Source organism: Janthinobacterium kochi, assembly GCF_051380715.1.
In the GTDB taxonomy this organism is placed as follows: Bacteria; Pseudomonadota; Gammaproteobacteria; order Burkholderiales; family Burkholderiaceae_D; genus Janthinobacterium.
This window is the reverse complement of sequence record NZ_JBNYXO010000005.1, coordinates 324,378-346,504: the sequence shown is the minus strand read 5'-3', so window position 1 is coordinate 346,504 and position 22,127 is coordinate 324,378. Positions and strand designations below refer to the sequence as shown.

Below are 22,127 nucleotides of genomic sequence, written 5' to 3'. Positions count from 1 at the left end.
AATTCTACACAGAGGAGCACAGCATGGATCTCATCTTGTGGCGACACGCAGAAGCGGAACCGGGCCTGCCCGACCTCGAACGCGCCCTGACCGTCAAAGGCCAGAAACAGGCGCGCCGCATGGGCGAATGGCTCGCTTCGCAACTACCGGAAAATTGCCGCATCCTTGTCAGTCCCGCCCTGCGCACTTTGCAAACGGCGGAAGCGCTGGGACGCAAGTTCAAGCTGATGCCGGAACTGGCGCCTGGCGCCGAGGCGGAAGACATCCTCAAGGCGGCCAACTGGCCCGGCGGCAAGGAAACCGTGCTCATCGTCGGCCACCAGCCCACCCTGGGACAGGCGGCCGCCCTGCTGCTGACGGGCGAGGAGCAGGAATGGGAAATGCGCAAGGCCAGCGCCTGGTGGTTTTCGCAACACGAGCCTGGCGACCCCATCAGCGTCTATTTAAAAGCCGTGATGGCGCATGACCTTGTGGTGAAATAAGGGAAATGCGCAAAAAGTGCGCTGGGACAAATACTAGCAGGAATTACAACTCAGCAGCCTTGCAAAGCGCTGCCGATCTGCTAGAGTTTAATTGCATCAACTACGTGTTGGAGCACTGCTCTGGCACCTGAGCAACCCAGCGGACGGCCGTCCAACGGCGGCTGAAAGACCATGTTAATCACCTTCCTCGTTTTTCTCTTCATCGCCATCTTCGCCGCCATCATCGGCTTCGTCGCCTTTGAACTGATCGAAGAAATGCGCGGCAGCCACCACAAGCTGATGGACCGCTACCACGAGTAGTGTTCACCTCGGCAATATCGCATGGCGCCAGCGACGGCCACCAGCCCGTCCATCGCGCCATCATTCTATTTACACTCCCGTTTTGAACTTCGTATAGATGCGCGTCATCAGGCGGCGGATATCGGCCGTGGTCGCTTCCGGCGCGGCCATGCGCTGCTTGTCGGCGTCCGACAGGAAGATGGCCTTGTTCTCGCCGATATCCTTGCGTACATACTTGATGCTGGCCGGATTTGGATTCGCGTAAAACACCTTGTTGCTCAGGCTGGCATGCACTTGCGGACGCAAGATATAGTTGATGAACAGGTGCGCATTGTTAGGGTGCGGCGCGTCGGCGGGGATGGCCATGGTATCGAACATCAGGGCGGCCGTCTTCGGCACCAGCACCTGGATCACATTGCCATTTTTCGCATCGATGGCGCGCTGGCGCGCGATATTGATGTCGCCCGACCAGCCCAGCGCGACGCAGACGGAACCATTGGCCATGTCATTGATGTAGCCTGACGAGCTGAACAGGGTCACGTAAGGACGGATGGCTTGCAGCACCTTGCCCGCTTCCTGGTAGTCGGCGGCCGCTTTCGAATACGCGGGCTTGCCCAGGTATTGCAGGGCGGCCGGCAGCACTTCCGACGGAGAGTCGAGGAAGGACACGCCGCACGACTTCAGCTTCGCTGCATATTTCGGGTCGAAGACCAAGTCCCAGGCGTTGTCGGGCATGGGCATGCCGCCCAGCGCCGCCTTGACCTTGTTGACGTTGATGCCGACCGTCGTGTAGCCCCACAGCCAGTCGACCAGGTAATCGTTGTTCGGGTCGATCTTCGACAGCTTGGCCTGCAGGTTGGGGTCCAGGTTGCCCAGGTTCGTCAGCTTGCTCTTGTCGAGTTTGCGCAGCAAGCCCGCGTCGATCTGCAGGCGCGCCCACTGGGCCGTCGGCACGACGATATCGTAGCCGGACTTGCCCGCCACCAGTTTCGCATTGAGGATTTCGTTATTATCGAAAACGTCGTAGCGCACCTTGATGCCCGTTTCCTTCTCAAAATTCTTGATCGTATCGTCGCCGATATAGTCCGACCAGTTATAGATGTTCAGGACTTTTTCTTCCTGAGCCTGAGCTTGGGCAGGCAATGCCAGCACGGCCGCCGCCAAGGTCAACCCCACTCCAATGCGCCGCCCTGCTTGCCATGTGTTTGCCATCGTACCGCCTCCGGAATTAGTCAGAAAATAGTGACGATGATAGCAAGAAGGGCGGTGTCAGGTCTAGCCTGATACCGCCCTGCTTTCACCGCTGGGGTCAGACCCCCAACACCGCCAACGCAAAGATCAGCGCTGACAGTGACGAGGGTCTGACCCCGGCCCTTGCCAACGTTACACCTTGTCCAGCCCCACCGTGGCGCCCGTAAACACCAGGTTGCCGTTCTGGGCATCGATGCGGATCTCGTCTTTCGGGCCGAACTTGCCTTCCAGGATCAGCTTCGACAGCGGATTTTCGATCTGCTGCTGGATCGCCCGCTTCAAAGGACGGGCGCCATATACCGGGTCGTAGCCCGCTTCGGCGATTTGCTGCAAGGCCGCGTCCGTCAAGCTCAGCTGCATGTCCATGCGCGCCAGGCGTTCTTCGAGGATCTTCAGCTGGATCTTCGCGATGGCGCCGATGTTTTTCTCGTCGAGGCCGTGGAACACGACGATTTCGTCAATGCGGTTGACGAATTCGGGACGGAAGTGCGAACGTACCTCGGCCATCACAGCCAGCTTCACGACACCGGGATCATCGCTTTCCATGGCCTGGATTTTATGCGAACCCAGGTTCGAGGTCATGATGATGACGGTATTCTTGAAGTCCACCGTACGGCCCTGGCCATCCGTCATGCGTCCGTCGTCGAGCACTTGCAGCAGCACGTTGAAGACGTCGGCATGCGCCTTTTCCACTTCGTCGAGCAGGATCACGCTGTACGGCTTGCGGCGCACGGCTTCCGTCAGGTAGCCACCCTCGTCGTAACCGACATAGCCCGGTGGCGCGCCGATCAGACGGGCCACGGAATGCTTCTCCATGAACTCGCTCATGTCGATGCGGATCATCGATTCTTCCGTATCGAACAGGAAGGTCGCCAGCGCCTTGCTCAGCTCGGTTTTACCGACACCCGTCGGTCCCAGGAACATGAAGGAACCATATGGACGGTTCGGGTCGGACAGGCCGGCGCGCGAGCGGCGAATGGCGTCAGCCACGGCCGTGATTGCTTCATCCTGGCCCACGACGCGCTCATGCAGCTTCTCTTCGATATGCAGCAGCTTGTCGCGCTCGCCCTGCATCATGCGCGACACGGGGATGCCCGTCGCGCGCGACACCACTTCGGCGATTTCCTCGGCGCCCACTTCCGTGCGCAGCAATTTCGGCTCGTCGGGATCGCGTTTCGGGATACCGCTGTCAGCCTGCTTGAGCTGGGCTTCCAGTTGCGGCAGCTTGCCATACTGCAGCTCCGACACTTTCTGCCAGTTGCTCTCGCGCGTGGCCTGCTCCATCTGCAGCTTGACGTTCTCGATCTCTTCCTTGATGTGCGTACTGCCTTGCACCACGGCTTTTTCCGCCTTCAGGATTTCTTCGAAGTCGTTGTATTCGCGCTGCAGCTTGACGATTTCTTCCTCGATCAGGGCCAGGCGGCGCAACGATGCTTCGTCTTTTTCCTTCTTGACGGCTTCGCGCTCGATCTTCAGCTGGATCAAGCGGCGTTCCAGCTTGTCCATCACTTCCGGCTTCGAATCGATCTCGATCTTGATCTTCGCCGCCGCTTCATCGATCAGGTCGATCGCCTTGTCGGGCAGGAAACGGTCCGTGATGTAGCGGTGCGACAGCTCGGCGGCGGCGATGATGGCCGCGTCCGTGATTTCCACCTTGTGGTGCAGCGCGTATTTATCCTGCAAGCCGCGCAGGATGGCAATCGTCGCTTCCACGGTCGGTTCATCGACCAGCACTTTCTGGAAGCGGCGTTCCAGCGCGGCATCCTTCTCGATGTACTTGCGGTACTCGTCGAGGGTGGTTGCGCCCACGCAATGGAGCTCGCCGCGCGCCAGCGCCGGTTTGAGCATATTGCCGGCATCCATCGCGCCTTCAGCCTTGCCCGCGCCCACCATGGTGTGCATCTCGTCGATGAAGACGATGGTTTGCCCCTCATCCATGGCCAGTTCCTTCAGCACGGATTTCAGGCGTTCCTCGAATTCACCGCGGAATTTCGCGCCGGCCAGCAAGGCGGCCATGTCCAGCGAGAGTACGCGCTTGCCTTTCAGCGATTCCGGCACTTCACCGTTGACGATGCGCTGCGCCAGGCCTTCGACGATGGCCGTCTTGCCCACGCCCGGTTCGCCGATCAGCACGGGGTTGTTCTTGCTGCGGCGCTGCAGGATCTGGATGGTGCGGCGGATTTCATCGTCGCGCCCGATCACAGGGTCGAGCTTGCCCTTGCGCGCCCGCTCCGTCAGGTCCAGCGTGTACTTTTTCAAGGCTTCACGCTGGCCTTCGGCTTCCTGCGAGTCGACCTTGTTGCCGCCGCGCACGGCGTCGATGGCCGCTTCCAGGGCCTTGCGGGTCAGACCGTTTTCCCGCGCCAGCTTGCCGCAGTCGGACTTGTCGTCCGTCATGGCCAACAAGACCATTTCACTGGACACGAACTGGTCGCCCGCCTTTTGCGATTCCTTGTCAGCCAGGTTCAGCAAGGCCACGAATTCGCGGCTGACCTGCACGTCGCCTCCCGTGCCCGATACTTTCGGCAGGCGTTCGATCGAGGCGCCCAGGGCCTTGGACAGGCCGCCCACGTTGACGCCGGCTCGCTGCAAGAGCGAGCGAGCGCCGCCGTCGTCCTGGTTCAACAGGGCCGTCAGCAGGTGGACTGGTTCGATATAGGGGTTGTCGTTGCCCACGGCCAAGCTTTGCGCATCGGCCAGGGCTTCCTGTAATTTGGTAGTGAGTTTGTCTTGTCGCATGAGAAGCGCTCCCGGTTAATTAGTTGTTAACCAAATTGGGGTGAGGCAGTACTTTTCAAGCATACACAAAACAGAAAACTGATGCATTCTTGCAAATGCTGACGTGCGCGGCAAAAACGCCTCAAATGGCGGGTGCTTTTGCCGTCCATTTGTCCAGGGCAGTCTCGTCGCTGTCACGCGCATCGACCCAACGCGCGCCTTCCGGCGTGTCTTCCTTCTTCCAGAACGGCGCTTCCGTCTTCAGATAGTCGATGATGAACTCGCAAGCGGCAAACGCCTCGCCCCGGTGGGCGGACGAGACCGCCACCAGCACGATCTGCTCCTGCGGCAGCAAAGGCCCCACGCGGTGAATCACCAGCGCACCAAGCATGGGCCAGCGCTCCCCCGCCTGCGTTACGATCGCTTCGATGGACTTTTCCGTCATGCCCGGATAGTGCTCGAGCTCCATGGCGGCCACGTCCAGCCCCTCGTTCATGTCGCGCACCGTGCCGACAAAGCCGACGACGGCGCCCACCTTGGGGTTGCCTGCACGCAATTGTGCAATTTCTTGACCGAGGTCAAAATCAGCTTGCTGGACGCGCACGGTTGTACTCATTTGGCGTGGCCCCCAATGCGGCGCAGCAAGGTTTCGATACGGCTGGCCGTGCGCGCATCGGTGGTGGCGGCTATCGCGCACAGCTGCATCAGCTGCGCCACTTGCGTGAGCGGCTTCTGGCCTGATTTGAGCGACGATTGCAACACTTCCACCTGCATTTTCAGGCGGTCGCGGGCAAATTCGGCGCCGCTGTCGACGCCGGCGACGATTTCCAGGCGCAACACTTCATCGCGCAAGCGCTCCTGGTTGGCCTGCAATTGCTGCAGGTAAGCGGCGCTCCCCTCGCCCAGTGCGGCCTGGGCTGCGGCAAAGCGCTGCTGCAGGCTGCGTTCATACTGGGTTTCAAGCGGCGGCAAGGCGCTCCAGCGCTCACCCCACGCGTGCGCGTCGGCGCCGGCGTCGCCATCAGCCAGTGCGGCTTCCAGCGATTGCACCAGACGCAGCTTGTCGCGCAAGGCGTTGGCCTGGGCCGCACCGGCCCGTTCAGCGATGGCGTCCGCTTGCGCTTGCACGCCAGCAACAGCGGCCTGGTAGCGCTGCTCGATCTTCGCTTCGCTGGCGCGTGGCACAGGGCCGGAGGCGTTCCAGGCGGCGCGCGTGTCGCGCAGCAAGTGCTGGATAAAGGCGCTGCGGGTCTTGTCGTCGCCCTCGGGCACGACGGCCGTTTCCAGCGCGGCGCACAGCGCTACGCGCGCATGCAGGTGTTCGCGGCGCTCGTGATCGGCCGCATGGGCCGTTTCCTTACGCCTGGCAAAAATATCGTCGCAGGCGGCGCGGAAGCGCTGCCACAGCGCCTGTTCCGCGCGGCGCTCCAGCGGCAAGGCTCTCGCCAGTTCCTGCCATTTGTCTTGCAAGGCTTTCAGCATGTCGACCGTGTTGCGCTCGGACGGCTTGAGCAAACCTACTTCGACGATCAATTGTTCGCGGCGCGCCGTCTCGATCTGGCGCTGCGTGTCCAGCGGCTTCGACAGGGCGTCCAGCGCGGCGCCAAATTCCGTATCCAGGCGTTTCTTTTCCTTGCGGTCGATGGTGCCCAGGCGCGTCCAGGCCTGGCGCAGGCGCTGCGAGCTTGACGCGACATGTTTCCAGTCGGTACTCTCTTCGGCGGCCAGGGCCGCCGTTTCCGCGATCAATTCCTGGGCCTTGGCCGCATTGCCGTGGCGCTCGTCGGCCAGTTGCTTGAAATGCTGGGCCGCCGGCGCATACGCCAGGCTGCAGGCGGCGTCGAAACGCTCCCACAGGGACTTGGGCGCGGGGCCGGACAAGGTATCGAGCGACTTCCAGCGCTCGCGCAGGCTGCCCACTTTCTTGGCCAGCTCGGCCATTGGCAGTTCCTGTGCCGGCAATTCCTCGCCCGCCTTGACCAGTTCCTCGCGCGACACGTTGCCGCCCCAGCGCGCCCAGTCGGCCAGGCGCTTGAACTCTCCGCGCACATGGGCCAGGCGGTCCGCTTGCGCAGGCGTCAGGCGGCCGTGTTTGTTATCACGCAAAGTCTTGTCATGCTCGGAAGCCACATGCAGCAAGCCATCCTGCAGGGCCGCTTCCATGGCGTCGAGCACCTTGAAGAACTGCTCCGTCGCTTCTTTCGACACGGGTGCGTGCTCCTGGCGCGGCTTGCGCGGCGCAGGTAAAGCTTCGGCATGGGCCGGTGTGGTTTCTGGCGCTGCCGCCTGCACGGGCGCCGGCGCACTGGCCAGCAGGGCCGCAAATTGCTGCTGCAGGCTGTCGGACAGCGGCGACTCAGGCAGGCGCGGCAGGGCTTGCCAAGCGCGTTTCAGGGCATCCACATCGAGGGTGGCAGCATCCTGCGTCTGCCATTCGGCCAGCGCGGCCTGGCGCGCGTCGAACACGGCCTGGTGCTGCTGCAAGGCTTGCAAGGCGGACTGCGCCTGTTCGCGCGCCTGGATGAAATCACTTTCCAGGTGTCTCGGCAGCGAAGCGCACTCGGGCGATTGTGCATGTTGCGCATGTTCCGCATCCAGGCGAGCCAGCGCCTGCGCCAGCTCCCCGGCGGACTGGGCATTGCCCGCCAGCGCACGCGCGGCGGCGACGGCGTCGATCACGGCGCGCTGCAACACCACTTGCGCTTCCAGGCGGGCTCCCAGCGCGGCACGCGCAGCGGTAAAGGCGGTCGCCAGTTCGGGCGTGGCCTTGATGACTTGCCATTGGCGGTCCAGTTCGGCTACCTGATTCGGGCTCAGCTTGTCATCGTTCAACAGGCGCTGGGCCGTGTCGATGCTGGCCTGGGCGCGCTGGGTTTCCGCCGCCTGATGGCGGATCAGGTCGATGCGGCCCTGCATCAGCTTGGCGACGCGGCGGTCCGTATTGCGCATGGCCTGGTGGACTTTTTCCAACAGGGGCAAGGCATGGACGTGTTCGGCCGCGATCAGGCGGGCATCGGCAAATTCGCTGGACACAATGAATTCAAAGGCGGCGGCTTCGTCGCCCGCCACGGCGTGGGCACGCGCAACCTGTTCGGCGCGGCGCGATGCGCTCTGCGCCGAGGCGGCGGCCTGTTCTGCCACGACAGGGTCTGGTGCGGAAGGCTTGCTGGCAGAACGCTTGAAAAGAAATTCGAACATGACGGGTTTCGCGTGGATCAAAACCACCATCATAACAAAGCCCGGGGTATTGCATCGGACAGGTCTGCACAAGTTACCAAATGAGTAACGCAACATGACTCCCATGCTGGCGCCAGCACAAAATCAGGGGCGTGGAAGCGGCGCAGACGGGTGGGCAGGGGTGTGCGCTCGCTACCCGTTCAAGCCTGCGCGCGCAGCGGCTGTGGCACGGCAGGCAAGGTATCCGCGACGGCGGTGCCGGCGATGCCCGCGGTTTCAGCGGCGCCATCAGGCGCGCCCGGTGCCGGCAAAGGCACTGGCAAAACAAAGGGCAGCACTTGCGCCTTGCCACGGCGTGCTTCCTGCGCGCGCGCATCGTGGGCGAGGAACTGGTAGGCGATGGCAAACCACGCTTCGCCCACGATGACCTTGCGCGCCAGCGCAAACAGTTCGCGCTCTTCTTTTTCCAGGCGCTGCAGCAAGGCCGCGCAAAAGGTATCGATGGCGGCGCACAGCTGCTCGGCCTGCAATTCGGAATGATCGATGGCGGCGCCCGCGCGCTGCTGCACGACATTGATGCTTTCCAGCGCCGCGTGGTTCAAGCCATTGAGCTCATTGAGCAAACCACTGAGCAAACCGTCGGTATGCGGCGCTGCCCGGCGAATGGCGGGGATCAGATACATCTCCACCTTGCGCCAGTAGCCGCCCTGGTACAGCCGGTTCAGCCAGTCGCCCGCGTACTGCAGTTGCGCCAGGCTGAGCCGGCTCTGCTGGCGCAGCTGCACCTGCATGTACTTTTGAAAAGCCAACAAACTCATGCGGATGCTGGTCTGTTCCACCGACAGGGAAACCAATATGTATGTTGCCGTAAGCATGCACTCACTCCCGAAAACGCGCTGGATGTCTGATCCTGGAAGTGAAAGTGTAAAGACTACCGACAGGGGGCAGTTTGATCCTGCACAAACCCCTGCCATCGCGCCTGCATTTTCTCAGGGTGCGCGCAATCCGATATGCAGGTTGACCACGCCTGGCTCTTCCGACGGCGAGACTTCGCCGCCAAAACTTTTCACCAGCCGCTGCATGCCCTTGTTGCGCGCCATCGCCTCGCCCACCAGCGCTTCCGTGCCGCGGCTGCGGAAGTAGTCGACCAGCTTTTCAAACAGGATATGGCCCAGGCCCTTGGCTTTCAGGGCCGAGCGCACGGCGATGGCGAAATCGGCGTGGATATTGTCCGGATCGGCCACGGCGCGCACCACACCCAGGGTCTCCGGCTTGCCGTCCGGGCCCGTGTGCGTGGCGATGAAGGCCATGGCGCGGTCGTAGTCGATCTGCGTCAGGCGCGCCAGCTGCGACACGGGCAGTTCGCGCATGGAAGTAAAGAAGCGCAGGCGCACGTCGTCCGGGTCCAGCGCATTGAACAGGTCCATGTGCTGCGGCGCGTCCTCGGGGCGGATGGGGCGCAGCAGGATGGACTGGCCCATCCACGTCACCTGCTCTTCCAGCTCCTGCGGATACGGGCGGATGGCCAGGCGGTCGCTCTTCTGGCCCGGCTGCAGGCGGATGCGTGCGTCGAGGGCGATCACGCCGTCGGCATCGGCCACCAGCGGATTGATGTCGAGTTCGGCCAGCTCGCCAATGTCGGCCACCAGTTCGGCCACCTGGATCAGGGTGTAGCAGATGGCGTCGATGTCGGCCGGCGGCTGGTTGCGGTAGCCGGCCAGCAGTTTCGACACGCGCGTGCGCGCCAGCATGTCGCGCGCCAGCACCATGTTCAGCGGCGGCAAGCCGATAGCATGGTCGGCCGTCACTTCCACGGCGATGCCGCCCTGCCCCACCAGGATGACGGGGCCAAACGCGGCGTCCGTGGTGACGCCGACGATCAGTTCATGCGATTGCGGCCGGCGCGCCATCTGCTGCACCGTAAAGCCGTCGATCAGCGCATCGGGGCGCATGCGGCGCACGCGCTTGAGCATGGCGGCAGCGGCCGTGCGCAAGATGTCGGGCGTGTCGAGGTCTAGCGCCACGCCGCCCACGTCGGATTTGTGGGCGATGTCGGGCGAATGGATTTTCAGCGCCACCGGGTAGCCGATGTCCGTCGCCACGGCCAGCGCCTCCTCCACGTCGGCCGCCATGCGCGTCATCGCCACGGGAATGCCGTAGGCGGCCAGGATTTCCTTCGAACGGCATTCGCCCAGCACCGTCTGGCCGGCCGCCAGCGCGGCGGCGACGATTTCGCGCACGCGCGCGCGGCGCGGCGTGGCCGACATGGGCAGCTGCGCCGGCACCTGCATCAGGGTTTCCTGGTTGCGCCGGTACTGCACGATCTGCATGAAGCCATGCACGGCTTTCTCCGGCGTGTCGTAGGTGGGGATGCCGGCCCGGTTGAAGACCTGGCGCGCGGGCGCCACGGTGGTGCCGCCCAACAGGCACGACAGCACCGTGCGCGAGGTAGCCTTGATCAGCGGCGTGACGGCTTCGGCGATGTCGATCGACGAGACCATGGCCGTGGGCGCGTGCAGCAGCAGCAAGGCGTCCGCCTGCGGCTCGTCGAGCAGCGGCTTGATGGCGTCGACATAGCGCTGCACGGGCGCGTCGCCGGGCAAGCCCACGGGATTGTCGTGCGACCAGCCCCGTGGCAGGGCCTTTTCCAGGGCGATGACGGTGTCCGGCGACAAATCTGCCAGCTTGCCGCCGCTGCCCACCAGCGCATCGGTGGCCATCACGCCCAGTCCCCCGCCATTGCATAAAATCGCCAGACGCTCGCCGCGCTGGGCGCGGATATGCGTGAGCGTTTCCACGGCATCGAACAGTTCCTCTGCCGAATACACGCGCAGCATGCCGGCGCGGCGGATGGCCGCGTCATACACGGCGTCGGAACCGGCCAGCGCGCCCGTATGCCAGGCCGCCACGGCCGCGCCTTCCGCCTCGCGTCCCGCCTTCAAGACGATGACGGGCTTGCTGCGCGCGGCAGCCCGCGCCGCCGACATGAATTTGCGCGCTGCCTGAATGTCTTCCATGTACAGCAGGATGGCGGCCGTGTCGATGTCGCCGGCCAGGTAGTCGAGCAAGTCGCCGAAATCGATGTCATAGCTGCCACCGAGCGAAATGAACTTGGAAAAGCCCACGCCGTGCGCATTGGCCCAATCGAGCACGCCAGACACCAGCGCGCCCGATTGCGACACGAAGGCGATCTTGCCGCTGGTCGCGCCCAGGTGGGCGAAGCTGGCGTTGAGTCCCAGTTTCGGCACCAGCAAGCCCATGCTGTTGGGTCCCAGGATGCGCAGCAGATGCGGCTTGGCTGCCTTCAGCATGGCCAGGCGCAGCGACTGTTCGCGCACGGGGTCGAGGCCGGACGTCATGACGATGGCGGCGCGCGTGCCCAGCGCGCCCAGTTCCCGGATCAGGGCCGTAATGGTGGCGGGCGGCGTGCAGATGATGGCCAGGTCCGGCGCTTTCGGCAGTTGTGCCAGCTTGCGGTAGCATTTCAGGCCCATCAGCTCGTCGTACTTGGGATTGACGGGCCAGATCTCACCCTGATAGCCGCCGCCCAGCAGGTTGGCCAGCGCGATGGCGCCCAGCTTGTGTTCGCGCGCCGTGGCGCCGATCAGGGCCACCGAGGCTGGCTTGAACAGCTTGTCGAGATTACGGATACTCATGTTCTGGCCTCATGGTTTGCCGGAGTGGCTTACTTGGTAACACCCCAGTGTATAGGATGCGCTGCCAAAAAAACTTGACCTTGTCGCGCGTTTCGCAAAAAATCCGCGCGCACCTACCAGCGCGAGCGGTGGCTTTCCGTCACGCCCGCCAGATGTGCCACGATGCGCTTGGGAGACTCCGCACTGGTACGCACCCAGCCGCTGAAAGTGCCGATGGGCTGGATGTAGCGGCTGGCCGCGAGCCACAGGTTCTTGTCTTCGCGCCGCGCGCCCTCGGGCTTGAAATGCACGTCGAGCAGATCGTCATCCGTCCACACATGCCATGGCGCCAGCGGGTTGTCGGGATTGAAGTCGAAATGCGCACGGCCCAACGCATACAGCTGGCCATCGAGCCACAGCGCGTTTTCATGCGCGCCGAAATAGCCGGCCTGCAGGTTGAAACCCAGGTCCAGGCTGTGCGCCGAGGCCCAGCGCCATTCCGTCTCGCGCGCCAGCAGCCCGTTCGAATAATCGAAGCTGGCCACACCGTCATCGAGGCTGTAGCCCATGGCGCCGCAGCGCACGCTGCCCCACAAGGGCAAGCCGCCCGACTTTTGCGTGGCGTGCACGGAGCCGCCCTCGCCCACGGGTCCCACGGCCAGCAAGGTGGGCGCCACGGGCGGGCCGAATTCCGCATCGATGCCGAAATGACCGCAGTCGAGCTGCAAACGGTAGCGCTGCTGCGGCTGGGCCTCGATGGCGATCACTTGCGAGAGGAAGCGGAAACGGCTGCTGGCGCCAGCATGCGGCGCCAGCGTGGCGCACAGGCCGGGGATGCCATCCTGCGAAAAGCTGGCCACGATCTTGCCCTTGTGGCGGTCGAAGGCATACGCGAACGCCGTGCTGGTCCAGCCCAGATCGACGATGGCCACGCCGCAGAACAGGGTGGGCGTGGACAGCGCCACATAATGCCAGCGCTTGTGGTGGAACAGGCGCCAGAGGGCGCCGCGCGCATGCGGCGGCGCCAGCGCGGCCCAGTCGAAGGCGTTCAATTGCCCCGTGTAGCGGCCAAAGCATGGAACGCCATTCGCGTCGAGCAGTTCGGGTGGGGCCGGCGGCAGCATCATGCAGCCCGCCTTGCCGTCTGGCCAGCATCCTGCAGGACCTCGGCCAGCTGCGCGCCGAAGGCTGCAGGCTGCGCTCGCGCAATATCAATCGCGGGACAGGCATGCCAGAGCGCCAGGCGCTGCACGGCGCCGGCCACGTCCTGCACCAGGCGGGCACTGAGGCGCACACCGTCTTCCAGCGCCAGCGACTTGATCTCGAAGCGCCCCTGCGCGCGGTGCGCCTTGGCGTCCAGGCGCCCCACCAGCGCGCCGCGGCGCAAAATCGGCAAGCTAAAATAGCCATGGCGGCGTTTTTCAGCGGGCGTATAGCATTCGAGCCGGTAGTCAAAGCCGAACAATTCCAGCGCGCGGCGCCGGTCCCAGACGACGGGATCGAATGGCGACAAGATCGTCGTCAGGGTGGGTGCCAGCTTGCCGGCCGCCGCGTCGCGCAGCAATTGCCCATGCCCGGCATGCACGTAGACGGCATCATCCCAGCCGGCCACAGCGCAGCGCAGCAGCGCGCCCTCGTCCACCAGCGCCTGCAAATCGTGCGCCAGGCTGGCGCGCGCTTGTTTCGTACGGAAGTAGTCGCTGATCCAGCTGGCCCGCGCCAGGCCCAGCGCCTTCACGCTGGCCAGCAGCAAGTGCCGGCGCACCTGCTCTTCGGGCGGCAGCAAGCCATCGTGCCAGCCGGGCAGCACGCGCTCGGCCAGGTCGTAATAGCGCTGGAAATTGTGGCGCTTGGCGATCATCAGCACGCCCGACGTAAACAGCACTTCGAGCGAACGTTTCTCCGGCTTCCAGCTCCACCAGCCGCCCGCCTTGCCGTCCGTGCGTTCGAAGTCAGCCGAGCGCGCGGCGCCGTTGGCGCGGATGTGTTCGAGCACCGAAGCCACGGCCTCGCCCTGCTCGGCCATCCATTTGACCGAATACTTCCAGCCCATGGAGGCCGGGTCGAGCATGCGGTGGCGGTACAAGCCATAGTCTTCGATGGGCACGAAGCAGGCTTCATGCGCCCAGTATTCGAACAGCGCGCCCTCGGCCAGCAATTGCTCCAGCCATGCTTGCGGATAATCGCCAAGCCGGCTCCACAGCACCAGATACGGGCTGCGCGCCACCACGTGGATGGTGTCGATCTGCAGCACGCCCATCTGCCGCACGGCCGCCAGCACGTCGGCCTTCACGGCCTTCTTGCGCTGCGCCTGCAGCAAGCCCTGCGCGGCCAGGTGCAAGGCGCGCGCGGTGGCCAGCGTTAAAGGGGGGAGGTCGGGAGAAAGGTGCTTGTCTGGGCTGTGCATAGCTGAAAGATACCGCATTCCGCGTGACACTTGCACGTTTTATCGCTATCGGCTTGCCCGGCAATGCACGCAGCCCAGGCACACGACGCCGCAACCGACACCAAGCAAGCGCGGCGCATTCCCGGCCAGCTTGTTAAGAATCTCTTAAGAACTTCTGCGCATGATCCGGAACGAGATATTTTTTGGGAAGCCATGCCCGCAATTGTTAATGATTCTTATTGCTTTCATGATTCCCATTACCAAAACAATACAGACCAATCATTGATCCACCCTCCAGGAGTTTGCATGTCCAACCGCACCCGCCGCGCACGCCTGCCGCGTCCCACCACTCTGGCCCTGGCCTTGACCGCCCTGTCCTGCCTGCCGGCCTACGCCCAGACGGGCACGCCTGCCAGCCTGCCCGAAGTGGTGGTCTCCGCCTCCGGTTTCGAGCAGGATATCAGGCAGGCGCCGGCTTCTATTACCGTGCTGACGCGCGAAGAGCTGTCGAAGGAGCGCTTCGGCAACCTGACGCAGGCGCTGGAAAGCGTGGAAGGTATCGACGTGGGCGCGGCGGGCGACAAGACGGGCGGCATGAACATCAGCATCCGCGGCATGCCCAGCGACTACACGCTGGTGCTGATCGACGGGCGCCGCCAGAACGCGGCCGGCAACGTCACGCCAAACGGCTTCGGCGGCACGCAGACGAGCTTCATGCCGCCGCTGGCCGCCATCGAGCGCATCGAAATCATCCGCGGCCCCATGTCGACCCTGTACGGTTCGGACGCCATGGGCGGCGTGATCAACATCATCACGCGCAAGGTGGGCAAGCAATGGATGGGTTCCGTCTCGGCCGACTACACCTTGCAGCAGGAATCGGACTTTGGCGACGTGAAAAATGGCCGCTTCTACCTGAGCGGTCCCATCGCCACCGACCTGCTCGGCCTGTCCCTGCGCGGCAGCAAGCAGCGCCGCGATGCGGCCGACATCCGCTACAGCAATGCGGCCGGCGAGGAAAAATCCACCAGCATGGGAGCCAACCCCGTGCGCGCGGACATTGAAAACTTTGGCGCGCGCCTGGCCTTCACGCCGAACCGCCACCACACCGTCATCCTCGACGCCGACGCGGGCCGCCAGACCTACGACAATTCAAAGGGCCAGCTCGGCACCAAGAGCGTGCAGGGCGGCTACGGCGCGGAACAGAAATACAAGCGCGACCAGTGGACCCTGTCGCACACGGGCCGCTTCGGCTTCGGCACCCTCGACAGCAGCTACATGCTGAACAAGACGGAAACCCTGGGCCGCACGATTCCGCCAGGCACGCCGGGCGCCGTGGCCGGCAGCGCGCGCACGCTGGAAGTGGAAAGCCAGGTGTTTGACACCAAATTGGTCATGCCTTTGGGCAAACACATGGCCACCGTCGGCGCGCAATGGTGGAAAGCGGAAATGACAGATGGCGTGGCGCCAAAGACATTCGAATTCACGCAAAAAGCCCTGTTCGTGGAAGACGAATGGCAGGTGCAGGAGAATCTCGCGCTGACCTTCGGCGCCCGCTATGACGATCACAGCATCTTCGGCGGCCAGACCAGCCCCCGCGCCTATGCCGTGTGGAACGCGACGCCGAGCTGGACCGTCAAGGGCGGCGTCAGCAAGGGCTACAAGACGCCGCGCGTGGAACAACTGTCGCCAGGCATCAACGGTTTCGGCGGCCAGGGCACGATTCCCCTCGTCGGCAGCCCAAACCTGAAACCGGAAACGAGCACGACGACGGAAATCGGCGCGTATTTCGACAACCTGGCCGGCTGGACCGCCAGCGGCAGCGTGTTCAACAATGCATTCAAGGACAAGATCACCACGGGCACGGGCCTCGTCAACTGCGATTACCGTCCGTCGCCGAACCGTCCCGGCTGCGTCAGCTTCGGCAACTGGCCCAACGTCGACGCGTTTGGCCAATCGGTCAACGTGGATGAGGCCGTCACACGCGGCGTCGAGCTGAACACCAGTTTCCCGCTGGGCAAGACCTTGTCGGCCAGCGCCAACTACACCTACACGGAAAGCGAACAGAAGAGCGGCAGCAACGCCGGCAAGCCGCTGAGCGACACGCCCAAGCACGCCGTCAACGCGCGCCTGAGCTGGGATATCGCGCGCGAGTGGAACGGCTGGCTGCGCGCCGAGTACCGCAGCGAGCGCTTCCGCGATCCGGGCACCTCGGCTTCCACGCGTGCCGCCAAGGCCGCGCTGGGCGACTACCAGGGCTACACCATGCTACACGTCGGCACCAGTTATCAGCTGAACCAGCGCATCACCCTGAACGCGGCCGTGTACAACCTGCTCAACAAGGACTTCATCGACTACCAGCCTTACCGTGGCTCATCGGCGCCGACGTTGACCTACGCCAACCGCTATGTCAACAGCCTGGATGGCCGCCGACTGTGGCTGTCAGCCACTGTCGATTTCTGATCAAGCGGGCGGCCTGCGGGCCGCCTTCGTCAAGCCGCTTTAGGCTTGTCGATGCAGTAACCGATCGCATGCACGGTGCGTATCAAGTCCCGCCCCAGCTTCTTGCGCAGGTGGTGGATATGCACTTGCACGGCATTGCTCTCCACTTCATCCCCCCAGCTGTACAGATTTTTCTCCATCTGTTCCCGGCTCAGCACCCGGCCACCGTGCTCCAGCAGCAATTGCAGGATGCGAAATTCCTTCACCGTCAAGGTCACGGGCAATCCCCCTTGCGTCACCTGCCGGTCGGCGATATCGAGCACCAGATTGCCATGCACGAGGTTTTCGCGCAGGCGGCCGGCGGAGCGGCGGCAGGCGCTGCGGATGCGCGCGGCCAGCTCGTCGAGGTCGAATGGTTTCACGATGAAGTCGTCGGCGCCCGCGTCCAGCCCGGCGATGCGCTCACCCACCTGGTCGCGCGCCGTGATGATCAGCACGGCGCCGCTGTAGCCATTGTCGCGCAGCATGCCCAGCGCCTGCATGCCGTCCTGCCCCGGCAAGCCCAGGTCAAGCAAAATGCAGCCATAGTCGTGCAGACGCACTGCCGTGTGCGCGTGTTCAGCGCTCGTGACCCAGTCGACGGCATGGCCGCCCTGTTCCAGGCCGATCTGCGTGGCGCGGCCCAGTTGCGGGTCGTCTTCGGTCAGCAAGATACGCATGGGGAAGCGGCGCGGCCCGCTCAGTCCTTCTTCTTGATCAGGCCGGCCAGCGCGGCGAAGGGATTGTGCGTCGCGGGCGCCACCTCGGCCGACAGCAGGCCGGCGCCACGGTCCGCTTCCAGGTAGCGCGAGTGCTCATTGTCGTGGCAATACAGGCACAGCAATTCCCAGTTGCTGCCGTCCGGCGGGTTGTTGTCATGGTTATGGTCACGGTGGTGCACCGTTAGTTGCTGCACGTTGGCACGCGTGAATTCGCGCATGCAGCGGCCGCATACCCACGGATACATCTTCAGCGAGCGCTCGCGGTAACCGCTCTCGCGCTGGTCGGCGGCGCGGCGCGCTTCGGCCACGATCTTGTCCAGTCTTGCCGCGTCGGGCTTTTTACTCTGCATGACAACTTTCAATATGGGAGGAAGAAGCCACCATTTTAATGACGATGCAGGTCAAATTGTACTTTTTCTGCCACTTCCCATGCCCGCGCCGCCACTGCGGCGCTTTTTTTTAGCATGCGCAGCACCACAGATACTTGATTTAACGCAGAATAAGTCTAGCGACAGACCGCGAACAGACGATGGAAGCGGCGGCAACAAGGTTACGCGCAAGGCAGCCGAATCGGCTATCATGCGCGCCACGCCGCCCTTCCCCTTTTTCATGAATCTAGCCTGCAAGCGCCCGTGATAGCGATAACAAGACCCCTGCAACGCCTTGCCCGCCACCTGTACCGTCTCAGCCTGGTGCCCCTGTTTGCGCTCATCTTGCTGCTGGCGCTCTGGGCGGCCGTCTTTTACCAGGTGGGCCAGGAGCGCGTCAGCGCCGTGCGCGACGCCGTGGCCGTCAGTCAGTCGCTGGCGCGTACCCTGGCCGACCATACCAGTTTCACCCTGCGCCAGACCGACCACGCCACGCAATTGTTCAAGCTCAAGTACGAGGAATCGGAGGGCGGCCTGCGCCTGCATGAATTCACGCGCCGCCAGGGCTTGCTCGACAGCGTGCTGCCGTCGAAGCTGGCACTGCCGATCGCCCTCATCGACGCGCAGGGCAATGTGCTCGACAGCGCCAACGCGTATTTGCCGGAAAACCTGGCCACACAGGCATTTTTCAGGGCGCTGGCCGCCAATGCGTCCGACACGGCCCTGGTCGACACGCCCATGCTCGACGCCGCCAGCAAGCGCTGGACCATCCGTCTGGCGCGCCGCCTGAACGATGGACAGGGCCGCTTCGCCGGCGCGATCATCATCCTCGTCGACCCGACCTATTTTATCGACGATTACGACCGCCTGGACCTCGATGAGCATGGCGCCCTGATGCTGGTGGCGCGCGACAGCGGCCTGACGGTCGGGCGCATCGGCGAGCAATTGATCCTCAGCGACCGCATCGACTTCCGCATGCCCGGACCGCCGCAGCATGCCCCCGAAGAACTGCTGATAGAACCACCCATCGACACGACGGCGCGCATCTATAGCTACCACGAGCTGCCGCGCTACCCGCTGCTGGCCGTGGTGGGCGTCAGCCGTGCCGTCGCCCTGACGCGCTTCGAACACCGCCGCCTGGTGTATGTCGGCGCACTGCTTGCCGCCAGCGTGCTCATTGCCGGCTTTACGGCCCTGCTGATGCGCCAGAGCGCACGCCTGCGCCGCAGCATCCGCCAGGCCAAGGAAACGCAAGCCTTGCTGCGCGCAGCCCACCAGGGCAGCCTCGACTCCGTGCTGCTGCTGAAAGCCTGGCGCCCCGCACCGGGCAAGCCGGTGGAAGACTTCATTTTCGCCGACCTCAACGAACGGGCCGCCGACATGCTGGGCAAGCCACGCGCCGAACTGCTGGGCCAGCGCGTGCTGCCGCGGGTGCCGCTGCTGCTCGACGAGCGTTTCTTCAAGCGCTTCGTGCTGGTGATGGAAACGGGCCAGCCGCTGGAAGATGAATTCGAGCTGCCGCTGGCCTTGGGCGGCACGCGCTGGCTGCGCCACCAGGTGGTGCCGATCACCGACGGCGTGGCCGTCACCTCGCGCGACATCAGCGCGCGCAAGCATGACGAGCTGGCGCTGCAGGATAACCGCAGTTTCCTGCAGTCGCTGATCGACCATTTGCCCGTGCTGGTCTACGTGAAAAGCGCACGCCCGGAGAATTTCGGCCAGATGGAAGTGTGGAACAAGGCGGCCGAGGATATCACCGGCCACCTGGCCGCCGACGTCATCGGCAAGACCGATTGCCAGGCCTTCCCGCCCGGCTTCGGCCTGCACGATGCCGAGGACGACCGCGCCATCCTGGCCGAGCGCGGCGTCATCGACCATACGGAAAAGCCGCTGCGCCTGCGCGATGGCAGCCTGCGCTACCTGCGCGCCATCTCCGTGCCCGTGTTCGACGAGCGCCAGCAGATCGAACATATCCTGTGCATCGCCGAGGATATCTCGCAGCGCCGCCAGCAGGAACTGGAACTGCGCAAGAAACAGGCCGAACTGGCCGCCGTCAACGACGCCTCGCCGCTCGGCCTGGTGCGCCTGGATCGCCAGCGCCGCTGCACCTACGTCAACCGCACCTTCGAATCGATCACGGGCCTGCCGCGCGCTACCGCCCTGGGCGCCGGCTGGACCAGCGCCCTGCACCCGGACGACTATCCGCTGATGCATGTGGCGCTGGAACAGCTCACGCGCAGCCATGCGCCATTCCAGTCCACCCTGCGCTACCTGCAGCGCAACGGCAGGCTGGTCTGGGTCTCCGTCAAAATTGCCCCCATCCTCATCGACGGCCGGATCGAAGGCTACGTGGGCAGCCTGGATGACATCACCACCTTGCGCGAATCGGAAGTGGCGCTGCTGGAAAGCGAAGCGCGCCTGCGCACCATTGCCGACACCTTGCCGGCCATGATCGCGTACATCGACGCCGACCTGGTCTACCGCTTCCTGAACATCGCCTATGAACGCGAACTCGGCCTGACGGGCCGGCAGGCGCTGGGCAGCAGCGTGCGCGATACGGTGGGCGAAGCGCGCTACCGCACGGTGACGCCGTATATCGAGCGCGTGCTGGCGGGCGAAACCCTGAGCTTCGAGGAAGTAGACGACAAGGAAGGCATCGAGCGCTGCATGGAAGTGATCTACATCCCGCAGATCGGCGAAGACAAGCTGCAGGTAGTGGGCTTTCACGTGATGCGCCAGGATATCACCGTGCAAAAGCGCGAGAAGCAGCGCCTGCTGCAACTGGCCCAGGTCGATGTGCTGACGGGCTTGTCGAACCGCGCCGGCTTCCAGCAAAAACTCAGCGACGCCATGCACGCGAGCCGTCGGCAGCAGCACCTGATGGCCGTCATGTACATGGATATCGACCGTTTCAAACCTGTCAACGACACGCATGGCCACGGCACCGGCGATGCCCTGCTGCGCGCCTTCGCCCAGCGCCTGACGCAGACCATGCGCGTCACCGACATCATCGCCCGCCTGGGCGGCGACGAATTCACCATCATCATGGAACAGATCGCCAAGCCCGACGACGCGGCCGCGCTGGCGGAAAAGATCGTCGCCGTCATGCGGCAGCCGTTCGAACTCGACGGCATCACCGTACGCATTTCCGCCAGCATCGGCCTGGCCTTCTACCGCGACGAAGACATCCCCCCTGCCGTGCTGCTGCAGCGCGCCGACGTGCTGCTGTACCAGGCCAAGCAAGATGGGCGCAATACCTACAGGGCCGGCGCATTGACGGCTTGATGGTTGAGGGCAAGCCCAACTGAAGGCTGGGGTCAGACCCAGAGGGTCTGACCCCTCTCATTCCTGTCATTCCTGCTATATTGGCGCCTGTCTTCCCTACCCTTGCCCCACCATGCGCCTGCTGCACACTTCCGACTGGCATCTGGGCCAGACCCTGCACAACTATGAACGGGGCTACGAACACCAGCGCTTCCTCGACTGGCTGCTCGACACGCTCGTGGCCGAACGCGTCGACGTGCTGCTGGTGGCGGGCGACGTGTTCGACAATGCCAATCCGTCCGCTGCCTCGCAAAAGCAGCTGTATGCGTTCCTGCAGCAGGCGCGCGCGCGCCTGCCCGCGCTGCAACTGTTCATCGTCGCCGGCAACCACGATTCGGCCGGACGGCTCGAAGCGCCAGGCCCCCTGCTGGCCGCGCATGGCACGCACGTCGTCGGCCATTTGCTGCGCGGCGAAGATGGCCAGATCGACCTGGAACGCCTGCTGCTGCCCTTGTCGGGCGCCGATGGGCAGGTGCAGGCCTGGTGCCTGGCCGTGCCTTTCCTGCGCCCCGGCGACGTGCCGAAGCTGCCGGCCGGCGATACCCAGGATGCCTACCTGGGCGGCATCGCCCTGCTGTACCGCCAGTTGACGGATCTGGCGCTGGCGCGCCGCCAGCCGGGACAAGCCATCCTTGCCATGGGCCATTGCCACATGGTGGGCGGCGAAATGTCGAACGATTCCGAACGCCGCATCGTCATCGGCGGCACCGAGATGCTGCCGTCGGGGATTTTTGATGCGTCCATCGCCTATGCGGCGCTGGGCCACCTGCACAAGGCGCAGGCCGTGGGCGGACAGGAACACATCCGCTACTGCGGCAGCCCGATCCCCCTGTCCTTCGCCGAAGTGAGCTACCGCCACCAGGTGCTATGCCTCGATATCGACGGCGAGCAATTAAGCGAGGTACGCGTCATCGAAGTGCCGCGCGCCGTGCCCCTCTTGCGCGTGCCCGCCACGCCGGCGCCGATCAACGAAGTGCTGGCGCAGCTGGCCGCCCTCGACGTACCCGATGCACCGGCCGAAGCGCAACCGTTCCTGGAAGTGCGCGTGCGCCTGGACGCGCCCGAGCCGGGCCTGCGCACGCGCATCGAAACCGCCCTGGACGGCAAGCCAGTACGCCTGGCAAAGATCGAAACGTCGAGCGCTGCGCGCAGCAGCGCGCCCGAGAACATGACGCTCGACCAATTGGGCCAGCTGCAACCCGACGACATCTTCCGCCGCCTGTACCTGCAAAAATACGCCAGGGAAGCGCCGCCAGAACTCCTCTCGGCCCTGGCCGAACTGCTGCTGCCCGGCGCTTGAGCGCACC

The 22,127-nt window shown here is 64.2% G+C and carries 15 protein-coding genes; 5 read left to right on the top strand and 10 right to left on the bottom strand.

Annotated features, from left to right (window positions below; genetic code table 11):
* Nucleotides 1-23: 23 nt before the first annotated feature.
* On the top strand, nucleotides 24-482 hold the full coding sequence (gene sixA, locus ACQ4WL_RS14210; RefSeq protein ID WP_436510339.1) for a phosphohistidine phosphatase SixA: 459 nt from the start codon (nucleotides 24-26) through the stop codon (nucleotides 480-482).
* A 171-nt stretch (nucleotides 483-653) separates the two neighbouring features.
* Nucleotides 654-782, top strand: a complete 129-nt coding sequence (locus ACQ4WL_RS14205) for a hypothetical protein (RefSeq protein ID WP_257224845.1) — start codon at nucleotides 654-656, stop codon at nucleotides 780-782.
* Nucleotides 783-851: 69 nt separating this feature from the next.
* On the opposite strand, the gene ACQ4WL_RS14200 is transcribed toward ACQ4WL_RS14205, so the two are convergent.
* The 8 genes from ACQ4WL_RS14200 to ACQ4WL_RS14165 form a co-directional block, all read right to left on the bottom strand.
* Complete coding sequence (locus tag ACQ4WL_RS14200) at nucleotides 852-1,973, bottom strand: polyamine ABC transporter substrate-binding protein (protein WP_436510338.1); 1,122 nt, start codon at nucleotides 1,971-1,973, stop codon at nucleotides 852-854.
* Between the two features lie 171 nt (nucleotides 1,974-2,144).
* On the bottom strand, nucleotides 2,145-4,751 hold the full coding sequence (gene clpB / locus ACQ4WL_RS14195; RefSeq protein WP_436510337.1) for an ATP-dependent chaperone ClpB: 2,607 nt from the start codon (nucleotides 4,749-4,751) through the stop codon (nucleotides 2,145-2,147).
* Between the two features lie 121 nt (nucleotides 4,752-4,872).
* Nucleotides 4,873-5,346, bottom strand: a complete 474-nt coding sequence (moaE, locus tag ACQ4WL_RS14190) for a molybdopterin synthase catalytic subunit MoaE (protein ID WP_436510336.1) — start codon at nucleotides 5,344-5,346, stop codon at nucleotides 4,873-4,875.
* Entirely contained in the window at nucleotides 5,343-7,928 is a 2,586-nt protein-coding gene (locus ACQ4WL_RS14185) for a DUF349 domain-containing protein (RefSeq protein WP_436510335.1), read from the bottom strand. The genes moaE and ACQ4WL_RS14185 overlap by 4 nt, the downstream gene beginning before the upstream one ends.
* A 179-nt stretch (nucleotides 7,929-8,107) precedes the next feature.
* Nucleotides 8,108-8,782: a hypothetical protein gene (locus tag ACQ4WL_RS14180; RefSeq protein ID WP_436510334.1), complete on the bottom strand. Its 675-nt coding sequence runs from the start codon at nucleotides 8,780-8,782 to the stop codon at nucleotides 8,108-8,110.
* A 114-nt stretch (nucleotides 8,783-8,896) separates the two neighbouring features.
* A complete protein-coding gene (locus ACQ4WL_RS14175; protein ID WP_436510333.1) occupies nucleotides 8,897-11,563 on the bottom strand; it encodes a bifunctional acetate--CoA ligase family protein/GNAT family N-acetyltransferase in 2,667 nt (888 codons plus the stop codon).
* Between the two features lie 113 nt (nucleotides 11,564-11,676).
* The gene (locus tag ACQ4WL_RS14170; protein WP_436510332.1) at nucleotides 11,677-12,669 is read right to left on the bottom strand and encodes a DUF2804 domain-containing protein; all 993 of its coding nucleotides are present in this window, start codon (nucleotides 12,667-12,669) and stop codon (nucleotides 11,677-11,679) included.
* Nucleotides 12,666-13,949: a winged helix-turn-helix domain-containing protein gene (locus tag ACQ4WL_RS14165; RefSeq protein ID WP_436510331.1), complete on the bottom strand. Its 1,284-nt coding sequence runs from the start codon at nucleotides 13,947-13,949 to the stop codon at nucleotides 12,666-12,668. Before ACQ4WL_RS14165 ends, ACQ4WL_RS14170 begins: the two co-directional genes overlap by 4 nt.
* Before the next feature lie 285 nt (nucleotides 13,950-14,234).
* Between ACQ4WL_RS14165 and ACQ4WL_RS14160 the strand changes: the two genes are divergently transcribed.
* Nucleotides 14,235-16,388, top strand: coding sequence for a TonB-dependent receptor domain-containing protein (locus ACQ4WL_RS14160; RefSeq protein ID WP_436510330.1), 2,154 nt, complete (start codon nucleotides 14,235-14,237; stop codon nucleotides 16,386-16,388).
* A gap of 29 nt (nucleotides 16,389-16,417) precedes the next feature.
* On the opposite strand, the gene ACQ4WL_RS14155 is transcribed toward ACQ4WL_RS14160, so the two are convergent.
* Both ACQ4WL_RS14155 and ACQ4WL_RS14150 read right to left on the bottom strand, forming a co-directional pair.
* The gene (locus tag ACQ4WL_RS14155) at nucleotides 16,418-17,086 is read right to left on the bottom strand and encodes a response regulator (protein WP_436510329.1); all 669 of its coding nucleotides are present in this window, start codon (nucleotides 17,084-17,086) and stop codon (nucleotides 16,418-16,420) included.
* 20 nt (nucleotides 17,087-17,106) lie between these two features.
* Nucleotides 17,107-17,478: a YajD family HNH nuclease gene (locus ACQ4WL_RS14150; protein WP_034755042.1), complete on the bottom strand. Its 372-nt coding sequence runs from the start codon at nucleotides 17,476-17,478 to the stop codon at nucleotides 17,107-17,109.
* A 282-nt stretch (nucleotides 17,479-17,760) separates the two neighbouring features.
* On the opposite strand from ACQ4WL_RS14150, the gene ACQ4WL_RS14145 reads away from it, so the two are divergent.
* Complete coding sequence (locus tag ACQ4WL_RS14145; protein ID WP_436510328.1) at nucleotides 17,761-20,781, top strand: PAS domain-containing protein; 3,021 nt, start codon at nucleotides 17,761-17,763, stop codon at nucleotides 20,779-20,781.
* 112 nt (nucleotides 20,782-20,893) lie between these two features.
* Nucleotides 20,894-22,120, top strand: coding sequence for an exonuclease SbcCD subunit D C-terminal domain-containing protein (locus tag ACQ4WL_RS14140; protein WP_436510327.1), 1,227 nt, complete (start codon nucleotides 20,894-20,896; stop codon nucleotides 22,118-22,120).
* Nucleotides 22,121-22,127 lie beyond the last annotated feature (7 nt).

Excerpts from the sequence above, each read along its gene's own strand:
- ACQ4WL_RS14200 (WP_436510338.1), bottom strand. The coding sequence starts at position 1,973 with ATGGCAAACACATGGCAAGCAGGGCGGCGCATTGGAGTGGGGTTGACC.
- ACQ4WL_RS14180 (WP_436510334.1), bottom strand. The coding sequence starts at position 8,782 with ATGCTTACGGCAACATACATATTGGTTTCCCTGTCGGTGGAACAGACC.
- ACQ4WL_RS14155 (WP_436510329.1), bottom strand. The coding sequence starts at position 17,086 with ATGCGTATCTTGCTGACCGAAGACGACCCGCAACTGGGCCGCGCCACG.
- clpB (WP_436510337.1), bottom strand. The coding sequence starts at position 4,751 with ATGCGACAAGACAAACTCACTACCAAATTACAGGAAGCCCTGGCCGAT.
- moaE (WP_436510336.1), bottom strand. The coding sequence starts at position 5,346 with ATGAGTACAACCGTGCGCGTCCAGCAAGCTGATTTTGACCTCGGTCAA.
- ACQ4WL_RS14150 (WP_034755042.1), bottom strand. The coding sequence starts at position 17,478 with ATGCAGAGTAAAAAGCCCGACGCGGCAAGACTGGACAAGATCGTGGCC.
- ACQ4WL_RS14160 (WP_436510330.1), top strand. The coding sequence starts at position 14,235 with ATGTCCAACCGCACCCGCCGCGCACGCCTGCCGCGTCCCACCACTCTG.
- ACQ4WL_RS14140 (WP_436510327.1), top strand. The coding sequence starts at position 20,894 with ATGCGCCTGCTGCACACTTCCGACTGGCATCTGGGCCAGACCCTGCAC.
- ACQ4WL_RS14185 (WP_436510335.1), bottom strand. The coding sequence starts at position 7,928 with ATGTTCGAATTTCTTTTCAAGCGTTCTGCCAGCAAGCCTTCCGCACCA.
- ACQ4WL_RS14205 (WP_257224845.1), top strand. The coding sequence starts at position 654 with ATGTTAATCACCTTCCTCGTTTTTCTCTTCATCGCCATCTTCGCCGCC.
- sixA (WP_436510339.1), top strand. The coding sequence starts at position 24 with ATGGATCTCATCTTGTGGCGACACGCAGAAGCGGAACCGGGCCTGCCC.
- ACQ4WL_RS14175 (WP_436510333.1), bottom strand. The coding sequence starts at position 11,563 with ATGAGTATCCGTAATCTCGACAAGCTGTTCAAGCCAGCCTCGGTGGCC.
- ACQ4WL_RS14165 (WP_436510331.1), bottom strand. The coding sequence starts at position 13,949 with ATGCACAGCCCAGACAAGCACCTTTCTCCCGACCTCCCCCCTTTAACG.
- ACQ4WL_RS14170 (WP_436510332.1), bottom strand. The coding sequence starts at position 12,669 with ATGATGCTGCCGCCGGCCCCACCCGAACTGCTCGACGCGAATGGCGTT.